The sequence below is a fragment of the Halomonas salipaludis genome, assembly GCF_002286975.1.
Taxonomy (GTDB): Bacteria; Pseudomonadota; Gammaproteobacteria; order Pseudomonadales; family Halomonadaceae; genus Franzmannia; species Franzmannia salipaludis.
Window position 1 is genome coordinate 450,115 of record NZ_NSKB01000004.1, and the last position, 13,941, is coordinate 464,055.

Annotated in this window: 13 protein-coding genes; 10 read left to right on the forward strand and 3 right to left on the reverse strand. The window is 61.6% G+C overall.

The annotated features are described in order from the left end of the window. Window positions 1-374 precede the first annotated feature (374 nt). From CK498_RS12520 to tal, 7 genes are all read left to right on the forward strand, one after another. Window positions 375-1,103, forward strand: a complete 729-nt coding sequence (locus CK498_RS12520) for an SDR family oxidoreductase (RefSeq protein ID WP_095621181.1) — start codon at window positions 375-377, stop codon at window positions 1,101-1,103. Window positions 1,104-1,294: 191 nt separating this feature from the next. Then, window positions 1,295-2,233 (forward strand): ABC transporter substrate-binding protein, encoded by a 939-nt coding sequence (locus CK498_RS12525; protein ID WP_095621182.1) that lies wholly within the window; start codon window positions 1,295-1,297, stop codon window positions 2,231-2,233. A gap of 60 nt (window positions 2,234-2,293) precedes the next feature. Next, window positions 2,294-3,796, forward strand: coding sequence for a sugar ABC transporter ATP-binding protein (locus CK498_RS12530; protein WP_095621183.1), 1,503 nt, complete (start codon window positions 2,294-2,296; stop codon window positions 3,794-3,796). Continuing rightward, on the forward strand, window positions 3,793-4,773 hold the full coding sequence (locus CK498_RS12535) for an ABC transporter permease (RefSeq protein WP_095621184.1): 981 nt from the start codon (window positions 3,793-3,795) through the stop codon (window positions 4,771-4,773). The genes CK498_RS12530 and CK498_RS12535 overlap by 4 nt, the downstream gene beginning before the upstream one ends. A gap of 53 nt (window positions 4,774-4,826) precedes the next feature. Continuing rightward, complete coding sequence (locus CK498_RS12540) at window positions 4,827-6,368, forward strand: FGGY-family carbohydrate kinase (protein WP_095621185.1); 1,542 nt, start codon at window positions 4,827-4,829, stop codon at window positions 6,366-6,368. Between the two features lie 9 nt (window positions 6,369-6,377). After that, window positions 6,378-7,109 carry an SDR family oxidoreductase gene (locus CK498_RS12545; RefSeq protein ID WP_095621186.1) on the forward strand — a complete coding sequence of 244 codons (732 nt, stop codon included), beginning with the start codon at window positions 6,378-6,380 and terminating at the stop codon, window positions 7,107-7,109. A gap of 63 nt (window positions 7,110-7,172) precedes the next feature. After that, entirely contained in the window at window positions 7,173-8,126 is a 954-nt protein-coding gene (gene tal, locus CK498_RS12550) for a transaldolase (protein ID WP_095621187.1), read from the forward strand. A gap of 142 nt (window positions 8,127-8,268) precedes the next feature. On the opposite strand, the gene CK498_RS12555 is transcribed toward tal, so the two are convergent. Both CK498_RS12555 and CK498_RS12560 read right to left on the reverse strand, forming a co-directional pair. Next, on the reverse strand, window positions 8,269-9,279 hold the full coding sequence (locus CK498_RS12555; RefSeq protein WP_095621188.1) for a LacI family DNA-binding transcriptional regulator: 1,011 nt from the start codon (window positions 9,277-9,279) through the stop codon (window positions 8,269-8,271). A gap of 182 nt (window positions 9,280-9,461) precedes the next feature. After that, a complete protein-coding gene (locus CK498_RS12560) occupies window positions 9,462-10,418 on the reverse strand; it encodes a sugar-binding transcriptional regulator (RefSeq protein ID WP_095621189.1) in 957 nt (318 codons plus the stop codon). A 115-nt stretch (window positions 10,419-10,533) separates the two neighbouring features. Between CK498_RS12560 and CK498_RS12565 the strand changes: the two genes are divergently transcribed. Next, entirely contained in the window at window positions 10,534-11,289 is a 756-nt protein-coding gene (locus CK498_RS12565; RefSeq protein ID WP_095621190.1) for an SDR family NAD(P)-dependent oxidoreductase, read from the forward strand. A gap of 1 nt (window position 11,290) precedes the next feature. Here CK498_RS12565 and CK498_RS12570 read toward each other — a convergent pair whose 3' ends face one another. Beyond that, a complete protein-coding gene (locus CK498_RS12570) occupies window positions 11,291-12,223 on the reverse strand; it encodes a LysR family transcriptional regulator (RefSeq protein WP_095621191.1) in 933 nt (310 codons plus the stop codon). A gap of 160 nt (window positions 12,224-12,383) precedes the next feature. On the opposite strand from CK498_RS12570, the gene CK498_RS12575 reads away from it, so the two are divergent. After that, complete coding sequence (locus tag CK498_RS12575; protein WP_095621192.1) at window positions 12,384-13,214, forward strand: transporter substrate-binding domain-containing protein; 831 nt, start codon at window positions 12,384-12,386, stop codon at window positions 13,212-13,214. A gap of 68 nt (window positions 13,215-13,282) precedes the next feature. Further along, on the forward strand, window positions 13,283-13,939 hold the full coding sequence (locus CK498_RS12580; protein ID WP_095621193.1) for an amino acid ABC transporter permease: 657 nt from the start codon (window positions 13,283-13,285) through the stop codon (window positions 13,937-13,939). Window positions 13,940-13,941: the final 2 nt, after the last annotated feature.

A 13,941-nucleotide genomic window follows, 5' to 3' on the forward strand; every position in this document is an offset into this window, starting at 1 on the left:
TTGGCATTGTTGTTCTGCTCAAGTCATTTTGATCAAATTGATCATTGATCGATCAAATGATCGTTCACACTTCCGAAAAAAGCAAAGCCGAGAGGCTTATACTTTAGGGTAAGTCGGCTAAGAGACGCCGGCCATGTGTGACTGTCCACTGGGCTTTAGCGCTCATGCGCCTAGCTCGGCAATCGATATTAACCCGCCTCAACCCTCTTACTAGACATTGGTCTAGCCCTCATTGATTTGTCCTTAGCGGGGAGCTAGCCTTCAAAAATGTTGACGTTAACATTTCAAAGATGCCAGCAGCGACACACAGCCTCCGACATCTGAAGAAAACGTCGAATCGCTAAATCCCAGTCGTTATTTAAGGAGAACATGTTATGCCCAATGATTTAACAGGCAAGGTGGCAGCCGTCACCGGCGCAGCATCGGGGATCGGGCTGGCCACGGTAAAAGCAATGATCTCATCAGGCGCTCGCGTCGTCCTTATAGACCGCGATGAGGCCGCTCTGAAATCGATCTGCGAGGAGCTTGGCGATGCGGCGATTCCCCTGGTCATCGACCTGCTCGACCCACGGGCCTGTGCAACACTTCTTTCACAAACCCTGGAAAAGGCAGGACAGCTCGATATTTTCCACGCCAATGCCGGAAGCTACATCGGTGGTGACCTGCTCGACGCCGATCCAGACGCCATCGACCGGATGGTAAGCCTGAACGTCAGCGTCGTGATGAAGAATGTCCATAACATCCTGCCGCACATGATCGAGCGCGGAACCGGCGACATCATTGTGACGAGCTCGGTGGCCGGACATTTCCCCGTCCCTTGGGAGCCTGTCTACGCCTCCTCCAAATGGGCCATGACCAGCTTCGTCCAGACAGTACGCCGCCAGGTATTTAAACATGGCATCCGCGTCGCGTCGGTCTCGCCCGGCCCGGTCAACAGCGCCTTGCTTGCCGACTGGCCAGAGGAAAACCTCCGCAAGGCTAAGGAGTCCGGCAGCATCATCGAACCTACGGACGTGTCCGATGCGATCATGTATATCCTGACTCGCCCTCGCAATGTCACGATTCGCGATATGGTCGTCCTGCCCAGCAATTTCGATATGTAAGTCGTAGGGAGAAGGAACGTTGGCAAAAACAGAAAGAGTAACTAGACATTGGTCGCAGTTCTATTGATTTGTCACTCGGAGCCTTCTAGCCTTCAAAATGTTGACGTTAACATTAATGGCAATGTCAATATCAATCAACGCTAAAACCGGTAAACGCTAAAACCGGACAAGAACAAAGCCTGGAGCCAACCATGAAGATCAGCAACATCGCATCGCACGTTCGCCAAGCCGCTCTTATAACCGCTTGCGGGGCTGCCCTGGTTACTGGTACCGCAGCGGCCGACGAGCACACTCTGACCATCGGCATGTCCTTTCAGGAGCTCAACAACGAGTACTTCGTTACCATGCAGGAGGCCCTCGAGACCGCCGCCGCGAGCCTAGGGGCTGAAGTGATCGTCACTGATGCACGCCACGATGTCTCCAAACAGGTCAGCGATGTCGAGGACATGATCCAGCGAGGTATCGACATCCTGCTGCTCAATCCCGCCGACTCCGTAGGGGTTGAAACAGCAGTATTATCTGCCAAGGAAGCCGGCGTCACCACGGTTGCGATCGATGCTCAGGCCGAGGGCCCTGTGGACGGCTTCGTGGGTTCCAAAAACTATGATGCCGGCTACCTGGCCTGCGAGTACATGGCCGAGCAACTCGGCGGTGAAGGTCAGGTGGCCCTGCTGGACGGCATTCCGGTCGTGCCGATCCTGCAACGTATCGAAGGCTGCACCGACGCGCTTGATCAATATGAGGGTATCGAGATCGTCACCAAACAGAATGGTCGTCAGGAGCGTACCCATGCCATGACGGTGACCGAGAACATCATCCAGGCCAATCCAGATCTCAATGGTCTCTTCAGCGTCAACGATATCGGCTCCCTGGGTGCCCTGATTGCCATCGAATCCAGTGGCCAGGACATCAAGCTGGTCAGCGTCGACGGTCACCCCGAGGCCGTTGCCGAGATCCAGAAAGCCGATTCGCCATTCATCGCCACCTCGGCGCAATATCCCGCCGACATGGTGCGTGTGGGCCTCGGCCTGGCGCTGGCCAAGCACTGGGGTGCCGAAACTGCCCCTGCTGAAATTCCCATCGACGTACAACTGATCGACCGCGACAGGGCCGCCGATTTCAGCTGGTAACCCTCCCACAGACGATGATGACGTGTGCCGCCCCAGCTGGCGGCACACGAGGGTATCCCCATGACGCCATTACTTTCCCTGAAACACATCTCGAAGTCGTTTCCTGGGGTGAGGGCCCTCAAGGATGTATCGCTAGATGTCCACGCGGGCGAGGTACATGCTCTGCTCGGCGAAAACGGCGCTGGCAAGTCGACCCTGATGAAGATCCTCTGCGGAATCTACCGACAGGATGAAGGAGAGATCAGCATCAACGGCGAGGCATGCCATTTCCATGGCTATCAGGACGCTATCGACGCGGGTATCGGAATTATCTTCCAGGAGTTTAGCCTGATCCCCGATCTGGACGCCGTGGATAATATCTTTCTTGGGCGCGAATTGCGTAATAGGTTCGGGCTTCGAGACCGGCGTAGTATGATCGCCGAGGCTCAGCACCTGTTTGACCGCCTCAAGGTCTCGATCCCCCTGGACCGTCCCATCGTCGATTTGAGTGTCGCCGACCAGCAGTTTATCGAGATCGCCAAGGCCCTGTCGCTAAAGGCGCGCATCCTGGTCCTCGATGAGCCGACAGCCACTCTCACACCAAGCGAAGCCGATCACCTGTTCACCATCATGCGAAAACTGCGCGAACAGCAGGTCGGCATGGTATTCATCTCCCACCACATGGAAGAGATATTCACCATCTGCGATCGTGTCACCGTGATGCGTGACGGTGAGAAAGTCCACGACTGCGATGTCGCCTCAACCACCCCCGACGACCTGATCGAGAAAATGGTCGGCCGCCGCGTCGAGAACCTCTATCCCCAACAGCGCTGCGATGCCGACTACGACGATGTGGTGCTGGACATTGAGTCCCTGCGCCTTGATGCCAATGGGCCCGAACACTCATTGAAGCTCCACCGCGGCGAGATCCTTGGTTTTGCCGGCCTGGTGGGGTCTGGTCGAACGGAACTGGCCATGGGGCTGATCGGTGCGACGCGTCCTGTGCATGCCAAGGTCCGTATGGAGGGCAAGCCTGCCAAGCTCCGCCACCCCGCCACCGCCCTGAAGCAGGGGATCGGCCTGCTGCCGGAAAGCCGCAAGATCCAGGGACTGATCCTGCCGTTCTCGTGTCGCGACAACATCTCGTTGAACAACCTGACGCAGTTTCAGGGTGCCTTGCCGCTGATCAAGCGCCGCCAGGAGTCTAGTACGGCCGCCGCTCTGATGGGGGCTGTCCGCGTCAAGGCCCCCAGCCCCGAGACGCCGGTCGGCGACCTCAGCGGTGGCAACCAGCAGAAGGTAGTCATCGCCCGCTGGCTGGGCCATCAGTGCAAAGTACTAATTTTCGATGAGCCCACCCGCGGCATTGACGTCGGTGCCAAGTCAGAGATCTACGCCCTGATGAAGGAGCTCACCGCCCGCGGCGTGTCGATCATCATGATCTCATCCGAGCTCCCGGAAATCCTTGGCCTGTGCGATCGCGCGGCGGTCTTCTACCAGGGCCGTATTGCCGCCGAACTGCAAGGCGACGATCTCACTTCACAATCCATCATGCATCACGCCACGGGGGGACTCAGCACATGAGCCAGTTCGACTCAACGCCCGGCATCACCCGTCGGTCCAGCAAGGATCGACTGGCTAGCTGGCGCCGTACCCCGATCTTCTACCCGCTGATCGGTTTCATTGTCGTCTTCATTGCCATGGCGATCATCAACGACAACTTTCTGACCGCGAGTAACCAAGTCAATCTGGCGCGCCAGACGTCGATCATCGCCATCATCGCGGTGGGGATGAGTCTGGCCATCCTCACCGGCGGCATCGACCTCTCGGTGGGACCGGTAATGGCCTTGTCGGGCACGGTCATGGCAGGACTGATGGTGGCCGGGGTTCCACCGTCGCTGGCCATCTTGCTGGGCATATTGGTAGGGGCAGGTTTCGGGGCCTTCAATGGCTTTTTCGTCGCTTTCGCCGGCATGCCACCCATCATCGTCACCCTGGCCACCATGGGGATCGCCCGCGGGCTTGGCTTGATCTACACCGGTGGCTATCCGATTTCCGGCCTGCCTCCGGAATTTGCCTTCTTCGGCCGCGGCAGCCTAGCCGGCATCGAAACACCGATCCTGATCATGATCGGCGTCTACGCACTCGGCTTTGTGCTGCTCCACCATACTGCGACCGGACGCTACCTGTATGCCATCGGCGGTAATGAGGAGGCGACTCGACTGTCCGGCATCCGCGTCTCCCGCTACAAGCTGCTGGTCTACACCCTCAGTGGCACGACCGCAGCCATTGCCGGGTTGATCCTGACTTCACGATTGATGAGCGGCCAGCCCAACGCCGGGGTCGGCTTCGAACTCGATGCCATCGCCGCCGTGGTGCTAGGCGGCGCCGCTATCACAGGTGGGCGAGGAATGATTCTCGGCACCCTGATCGGTGCCCTACTGCTCGGCGTTCTCAACAACGGTCTCAACCTGATGGGTGTGTCGCCCTACCTCCAGAACGTCATCAAGGGCCTGATCATCCTGCTGGCGATCTACATTAGCCGCAAGCGCACCCCCTGAGCCCCGCCAAGCGCTTCGGCGCGGTTACCCCACGCCGAAAAGAGGAGAACCGTATGGAAACCGTCATCGGTATCGATATCGGCACCCAAAGTACCAAGGCCCTGGTGATCGATGGCCAGGGTCGGATCCTGGCCGAGCATAGCCAGGGCTACCGGGTCGACACCCCTCGCCCATTATGGGCTGAGCAGTGGCCAGACACATGGTGGCAGGCCGTGCTCGTCTGCCTGCGTCGCTGCCTGGACGCTCCCGGGGTCGATCCCCGAAGTGTCAAAGGGCTGTGCGTCAGCAGCCTCTACGGCGGCTCGGGCATCCCGGTCGACGCCGAGATAACTCCCCTTCATCCCTGCCTGATCTGGATGGACCGACGGGCCGAGGCTCAGGTCCAGTGGGTGAAGGAGCATATCGACCTGGACCGACTGGGAGACATCACCGGCAACGGGGTGGACAGCTACTACGGCTTTACCAAGATGATGTGGCTCAAGGCCGAGCACCCTGAAGTCTGGGAGCGAACCCGCTATTTGCTGCCGCCGAATAGCTACATCAACTATCGCCTGAGCGGCGAGATCGCCATCGACCACAGCTCCGCCGGCAACATCGGCGGCATCTACGACCTGGCAGCACGTACCTGGTCGACGGAAATGATCAACGCCCTGGGGCTCGACCACGACAGGCTCCCGAATCGACTGGTGGACTCAGGGGCGGTCGTCGGAGGCCTACTGCCGTCTGTGGCCGGATCACTGGGACTGCACAGCGGCATTCCCGTGGTCGCCGGTGGTGTCGATGCGGCAATGGCGACGCTGGCGGCGGGGGCTACCCGACCCGGCAATCACGTCGCCATGATCGGCACCAGCATGTGCTGGGGGGTGATCAACCAGCGCGTCGATGTCGGCCAAGGCTTGATCAGCATGCCGCATGTGCTGAACAGCGACCGCGACCTCTACACCTTCGGCGGCGCCCTGACCGCAGGGGCCTCGGTCAGTTGGTATGTCGATACCTTCTGTGACGAGGATAAGGCGGCCGCTGGCGAGCGTGGCAACGCCTTCGAACGCCTCGAACCGCCAGCCCGCGAGCTCCCCCCGGGGGCCGATGGCCTGCTCTTCCTGCCCTACCTGATGGGTGAGCGCAGTCCAGTATGGGACGCCAAAGCCAGCGCCGGCTTCATCGGCCTCAGTCTCCATCACCGTCGCCATCACCTGTATCGTGCCGTGCTGGAAGGCGTCACTTTCGCCCTGCGGCACAACATGGAGGCGGGCACTCAACAGGGCGTGACACTGGACGACCATCTCATCGTGGTCGGCGGTGCCACCCAGTCAGACCTGTGGATGCAGATTATCGCCGACGTGACCCGTATGCCGGTCTATACCTATCGCGAGAACGTGGAGGCGGCCCTGGGCGCTGCCCTGCTTGCTGGGCAGGCCGCTGGCCTTATCGATCTAGCCCAACCCCTGCAGCATGGCACTCTGATTGAGCGCTGCATGCCGTCTGAAGATGCAGCGCGACGTTACGACGAACTCTTCGACCTGTATTGCCAACTCTACCCGACGCTCAAGCCGATCATGCATCGGCTCAATGCCAATCACACATCGAGCGAGTGACGCCACATCATGAATTTCGAACTCCACAACCAACGCATCCTCGTTACGGGGGCGACCAGCGGCATCGGTCTCGAGATCGCACGGTCTCTCGCCGAGCTCGGTGCCGAGCTGGTGCTATTCGGTCGCAACCGGGACAAGCTCGCCGAACTCGAGCAAGAGCTGGAGGCGCGCACCCAGGCCGTCGACATCACCGATGAGGCCGCGGTTGTCGCGGCCTTCGTCGAGATGCCCGTCCTCGATGGCCTGGTCAATTGTGCCGGCATCTCGATCCTCGACGATGTCTTGGACATCCAGGCGAATGACCTCGAGAACATCATGGCCACCAACGTCACCGCCAGTGCCGTAGTGGCACGAGAAGCGGCCCGACACATGATCGCGCACGGCCGCCAGGGCAGCATCGTCAACGTCTCCAGCCAAGCAGCCATGGCCGCTCTACCCGGCCACCTCGGTTATTGCGCGTCCAAGGCGGCCATGGATGCCATGACTCGCGTGCTATGCCTCGAGCTGGGCCCCAAGGGCATCCGCGTCAATAGCGTCAACCCGACGGTGACCCTGACTCCCATGGCTGAACGCGCCTGGGCGGATCCCGCCAAACGCGACCCGATGCTGGCTGCCATTCCCCTGGGACGCTTCGCCACCCCCCGGGAAGTCGCCCTGCCGGTGGCCTTCCTGCTGAGCCCAGCCGCGTCGATGATCAGCGGCGCCTGCCTGCCGATCGATGGTGGCTTCACGTCTCACTAACCGCTGTCTTCCAAAGGAACCTGACATGTACCTTGCCGACCACTCATGCGAGGGAGATACGCCATGACCCAACGACTCGACGCCCTTCGGCAGCACTCCCTGGTGGTCGCCGATACTGGCGACCTTGAGGCCATCCAACGCTATCAACCCCATGATGCCACCACCAACCCCTCGCTAATCCTCAAGGCTTTCGAGCTGCCGGGCTACCAGGCACTGATCGACCAGGAACTCGCCGCGGTCAAGTCCAAGAGCGGCGAGCGGCGGGAAGAGCATGCCGTGGAGCGTCTCGCCGTGGCCATGGGCAGCGAGATCGCCAAGCTAGTGCCCGGCCGTGTGTCCACTGAGGTATCCGCCAAGCTGTCCTTTGACACCCAGGCCAGTATTCGCAAGGCTTACGAACTGATCGAGCTCTACGAGCAACGCGGCGTGGCCAAGGAACGAGTACTGATCAAGCTGGCGTCGACCTGGGAAGGCATCTGCGCCGCCGAGGTTCTGGAGAAAGGAGGCATCAACTGCAACTTGACTCTACTGTTCAGCGATGCCCAGGCTCAGGCTTGTTTCGATGCCGGCGCTTTCCTCGTCTCGCCGTTCGTCGGCCGTGTCACCGACTGGTACAAGAAGGAGACTGGCCAGGATTTTACCCCCGAGAACGACCCCGGCGTACAGTTCGTGCGCGGCGTCTGCGAACGGGTCAGCCAGGGTGGCTACGACACCGTGGTGATGGGGGCGAGCTTCCGCACCGCGAACCAGGTGCTGGCACTCGCCGGCTGCCCCCGACTGACCATCTCGCCAGCGCTGCTGGAGGAACTGGCCACCACACCGGGCGCGGTGGAACCCAAGGTGCTGATGACACGCAACGGCGGCCCGCGCCCTGCCCCACTCTCCGAGTCCGCCTTCCGCTGGGGCCACAACCAGGATGCCATGGCCAACGACAAGCTGGCCGAGGGCATTCGTCGATTCGCCGATGATCAGGACCGCCTGGAAGAACTGATCGCCGACCGATTGGCGACGCTCTGATCTCGTAGACGGGAACCGCCAACGAGCCTCCGGCCACCCCAAGCCGGTAGTTACCCTGCGGATCGAGATCACAGTCGGCTCCAAGGCTCGATATGTGGTCACCGAGTTCGAGGTATCGATGCATGCTCCATGCTGGTGTCTATCAGTCGCCGCTAGAGGATATCAGCGTGGCGGAGATCACGACCTCACGGCCAGTGGCCGTGGGGTCCTCGATCTGTTCAAAGAGCATGCGGAACGCCTCGTGCCCTAAGCGGTAGGTGTCATGGGCAGCACAAGGCACTGATACCTCGAAGATATCGGCATAAGGCAAACGGTCAACGCCCACTACCATCACCTCATCCCGGGACACACGGGCATCATGCAGGGCGCGCATGGCGCCCAAGGTAATCAACTGATTGAAGCCAAAAACGGCGTCGGGGAGCTTGCCCTGGCGTAGATAATCAGCCATGTCACGATAGGCTGGCTGCAGGGTGTAGTCCCCGGGGCGCTGTTCCACAGTCAGAGAGACTCCCGCCGCGTCAAAGGCTGTCTTTAGGCCGCTCAGCCGGTCTTGGGTGATACGCGATCCACGCGGGCCCGTCAAAGCCAGCACCCGGCGAATATCCTTCTTCACCAGCAACTCACCAAGCAGACTCCCGGCAAGGCGGTTGTCCAGCACCGCACGGCTGAAATCCGGCACGTTCAAGGTGCGATCCAGCATTACCACTGGCAAGCGGGTAGCACGCAGGCGGTCGAGATACGCTGGGCGATAGTCGGCAGCGTCGGAGACGGGCGAGAGGATGATTCCAGCTACCTGATAGCTGAGCAGGGTTTCGATCGCCACTTCCTCCCGCTCCGGCGAGCCATCGGTATCGATCAGCATGATGGTATAGTCACGCTCCTCGGCCGCACGGGAAACCGCCTTGATCACCTCACTGTAGAAGGGATTATCCACGCTAGCCGTGACCAGGCCGATCAGTTGGTTCTTGCGACTCCGGAGATGGCTGGCAAAGGCATTCGGTACGTAGCCCAGTTCCCTTGCAGCAGCCAGTATCTTCTCACGTGTCTCTGGCTTGACCTTATCGGGTTTGTTCAAAGCACGCGACACCGTCATGTTGGTCAGGCCTACGTGCCTGGCAATATCGGTAATCGTTGCCTGGCTGCGTTTAGTCATATACTACCTGTATGTCAAGACGCTAGATTGATATGGTAACTGAAAAGCTTTATTCGCGTGCTCAGTTCCGTCAGTCATCTGGTAGGTAGTGAACCTCATGGCAGTGCCGAGCAAACAACGAGGGAGACACGTAAAAGTCATAGAGCTCTTGCTCGCTCTGGCCTTATCCCAGGTGAATGAAATCAGGCGAACCAGGTATCGACGATATGCCGTGCCGCCAGCTGATCGGTGACCAGCCCCCTGAGCCAGCCACCGCGCAGCGCGGCGAGAATCGCCGGCGCCTTTTCGCGACCACCGGCCAGCGCGACGATCGGCTGGCTGCGGAACATCTCCAACGGCAGGCTGGTGACGCGGCGGGTGATCGAACACTCGACCACCTCGCCGTCGGCGGTCATCGGCCAGCCCAGCAACTCGCCTACCGCCTGCATGCCAAGCAGTTCGTCGAGCTCGGCCTCGGAGATGAAGTGATCCTGGAACAGCGTGGCCTGTCGGTCGATCCGCCCTACCCCGATAAACGCCGCCTCGGCCTCCAGAGCGACCTGGGTGATGGCCTGGAACAGTGGCTGCTGCTGCAGCGAGGCCTTCTCCTCGACGCTGCTGGCCACCACCGGCGAGGGTAGCAGGAAACGCTGGCCGCCAGTCTTGTCGGCCAGCACCATCACCCCGTCGTAGCGGTTGGACGAGCCGTCGCGAGCGACGTTGCCAACCAGCGATACGAAGCGGTGCTGGGGGCGCTCGATGCGGCTCAGCGCTTCCACGGTGGCGCGTACCGAGCGGCCGGTGCCCAGCGACAGGGTCAGCGGCTCGCTACGCTCGACCAGCCGTGCCACCCGCTCGGCGCCGGCCACCGCCAGGTAGTAGGCAGCACCTTCCGGAGCACTGGCCTCGGCCGGCACCACGTCGCAGTAGTCGAGCCCAAAACGCTCGCGAATGGCACTGGCCAGTGTCATGCAGGCAGCGATAGGGTGGTCGATATGTACCTTGATCAGCCCCTCCTGGCGCGCCAGCGCCAGCAGCCGCTGCACTCCTGGGCGCGACACCCCCAGCTGGCTGGCGATCTCGTCCTGGGTGATGCCGCCTACATACGACATCCAGGCGGCGCGCGCCGCCTGATCCAGTTTCACCTCGAACTTGTCCACGGATCGATTACCCTCTAGGCCGGTGGCTGCTTTGTCGTCATGATACAAAGATGCCCGATATCCACAACGCGCCAATGGTGCCAAGCACCGGCGCTCAGTAAACCAGGAGACCTGTATGCCTATCGCCCTGATCACCGGCGCCACCTCCGGTTTCGGCCGCGCTACCGCCTATCGCTTCGCCGAGGCCGGCTGGTCGCTGATTCTCACTGGCCGGCGCAGCGAGCGCCTCGCAACGCTCGAGGCCGAGCTCGGCGCCAAGGTCGATGTCCTTACCCTAACCCTCGACGTGCGCGATGCAGAAGCGGTAAAAGCCGCCATCGACGGCCTCGATGCCCAGTGGCGCGAGATCACCTGCCTGGTCAACAACGCCGGCCTGGCCCTGGCGCTGGAGCCGGCCCAGCGCGTCGATCTCAATGACTGGCACACCATGATCGACACCAATATCACCGGCCTGGTCAACGTCACCCACGCCGTGCTGCCGCTGCTGATCGCCACCGGCAAGGGCGCCAGCATCGTCAATATCGGCTCGGTGGCAGCCAGCAATCCCTATCCCGGCAGCCACGTATATGGCGCCACCAAGGCCTTCGTCCAGCAGTTCAGCTACAACCTGCGCTGCGACCTCAAGGGCAGCGGCGTACGCGTTACCGACGTTGCCCCGGGCATGGCCGAAACCGAATTCATGCTGGTGCGCTCAAAGGGCGACGAACAGGCATCGAAGCGGCTCTACGACGGTGCCAACCCGCTACAGCCCGAAGATATCGCCGCCCAGGTTTTCTACGTCGCCACCCTGCCCGAGCATATCAATATCAACCGCCTCGAGATCATGCCCACCAGCCAGAGCTGGTCGCCGTTCAGCATCGAGCGGGAGTGACTCAGGCCTCGGCAGAAGCCTCATCGGCCAGGTGCGAGTGCTGCCACAGCCGCGCGACCAGCTCCTGGATGAAGTTGCGCACGATCAGCGAGGGCCGCCGCCCAGTGCGGGTCACCACGCAGAACGGCGAGGCGATCTCGACCTCACCGGGCAAAAGCGCCTTGAGCTCGCCGCGTGCCACCCAGTGCGCGGCATAGTAGTGGGGCAGGTTGCCGATGAAGTGGCCGCTCAGTATCAACAGCGCCTGAGCCTCCATATTGGAGGCGTGGGCGCCCACCCGGGCCTCGGGAAAGCTGCGCAACTCCTGGAGATTGGCGTAGGGACGTACCACGAAAGGGTGTGTGACGATCTCCGCCACCGTCAACTGCTCGGCCTGACGTGTGAATAGCGGGTGGCTGCGCGCGCAGTAAACGCCATGCATCTCGGTGTAGACCTGGCGATGCTGGAGCCCTTCCATCTGCGCGGTCTCCGGCAGGATACCCAGCTGCACCTCGCCGTTGGCGATCTCACCGATCAAGCGGTCGGGGCTGCCCACGGTGATGTTCAATCTGGCACGGGGATTCTTGCGCAGAAATTCGCCGATCACTCCTTGCAGGTCGAGATCCTCGTCCATGATGGTGTTGTCCACCACCCCCAGGCGTAGCGTGCCGTAGACCGAGCTGCGCAGCTCGCTCATCTCGCTGTCGAAGTCGTCCACCGAAGCCAATAATGCCTTGGCTCTTTCGAGCACGATGGCGCCACGCTCGGTGAGTTCGAAGCCCTGACGTCCGCGCCGGCAGACCGTGAAACCGACCCGCTCTTCCAGCGCGCGGATATGGAAACTCACCGCCGACTGGCTCATGTGCAGCGCTGTCTGAGCCCCGGCGAAGCCGCGATGCTCGGCTACCGCCAGAAACACCGAGAGGCTCTTGAGATCCGCTGCTGACAGCTTCATCGACATGACCTTCTTTAGTGCGCAATACATCAAAAATATGGGTTCATACATTGAAAGATAGCAATTTTACTGCTGTGAATCCTCTGCTTAACTCAAGTCGTACTCCCCGACTCGCTGCCCCGGCAGCGCTGACGACCATCAACACCAAGAGGGTCACTCCATGAGCCGCATATTCTCCCTGACCGCCGGCCTGCTGCTCGGCGCCGGCCTGGCAGCCACCAGCGCCCACGCCGATCTGCTCGAGAGCATTCGCGCCGACGGCACCTTCACGGTGGGTACCGAGGCCCGCTTCGCTCCCTTCGAGTACATCGAGGACGGCGAAATCGTCGGCTACTCCGCCGATATCATGGAGTACATCATGGCCGAGCTCGACGGCGTCGAGCTGATCCGCATGGATCTGCCTTGGCAAGGCATCCTGCCGGGCCTCGAGCGCGAGCGCTTCGACTACGTGATCACCTCGGTCACCGCCACCCCCGAGCGCATACAGCGCTACCACCTCAGCGCGCCCATTGCCGATGCCACCATGGCGATCCTCAAGCGCGCCGGCGAAGACGAGATCGGCTCACCGGAGGACATCGGTGGCAAGGTCGCCGGCGCCCAGGCCGGTTCGGCCCAGCTCGAGGCACTGGAGGCCTTGGCCGCCGAGCTCGAGGAGGCCGGTATGCCGCTCTCCGACATTCGCACCTATACCGGCGTCGACGAGGCCTACGCCGACCTCGGCACCGGCCGCGTCGACGTGGTGATCAACAGCCTGCCCAACCTACTCGAGGCCGAGCGCACCCGCCCCGACGTGTTCGAGGTCGTCGGCACCTTCGGCGATCCGGTCTACTTCAGCTGGGCCGGTCGCCGCGACGACCAGAGCGCCGCGCTCAACGCCTTCATGGATGAGCAGATCCAGCGTCTCAACGAGGACGGCACCCTCGCCGAGCTGCAGGAAAAATGGTTCGGCGCGCCCATGGACCTGCCCCTGGAACTGCCCGCTGCGGAGTAACCAAGTAACCAAGATCCGAGGAGCGGCCGCATGCCGCTCTTCGCGACCTCCCCGCGAACAGGTGCCCCATGTTCGAGATCCTGCTCAACCACTACCCGGTGCTGATCAAGGGCCTGACCACCACCCTGGTGGTCTCGCTCTCGGCCATCGCCCTGGGGTTGGTATTCGGTGTGCTGCTGGCCTTCGGCCTGACCAGCCGCCACCGCTGGGTACGCTGGCCGTGCGGGCTCTACCGCAGCTTCTGGCGCGGCACGCCGATCCTGCTGCAGCTGCTGCTGGTCTTCTACCTGCTGCCGGAAGTGGGTATCGAAGTGGCGCCGATCACCGCCGCCATCCTGACCCTGACGCTGAACACCACCGCCTTCCAGTCGGAGATATTTCGCAGCGGTATTGCGCATATCCCCGCCGGCCAGATCGAGGCCGCGCGCATGGCCGGCATCTCGGCCTGGCAGACGCGGCGGCGCATCGTCATGCCACAGGTGTTGCGCCTCACCCTGCCGCCGCTGACCAACGAGATCATCACCATTCTCAAGAACTCGTCGCTGATCTCGGTGATCGCCGTGACTGAGCTGATGCGCGTCAGCGAGCAGATCGCCTCGCGCACCTTTCAGCCCCTCGAGACCTATCTCGCCGCGGCGCTGCTCTATCTGGCGGTCAACCTGCTGTTGGCCCGCATCAGCGCCCATCTGGAACGCCGCATGGCCGGCGGCCTGGCCACCGAATAGGC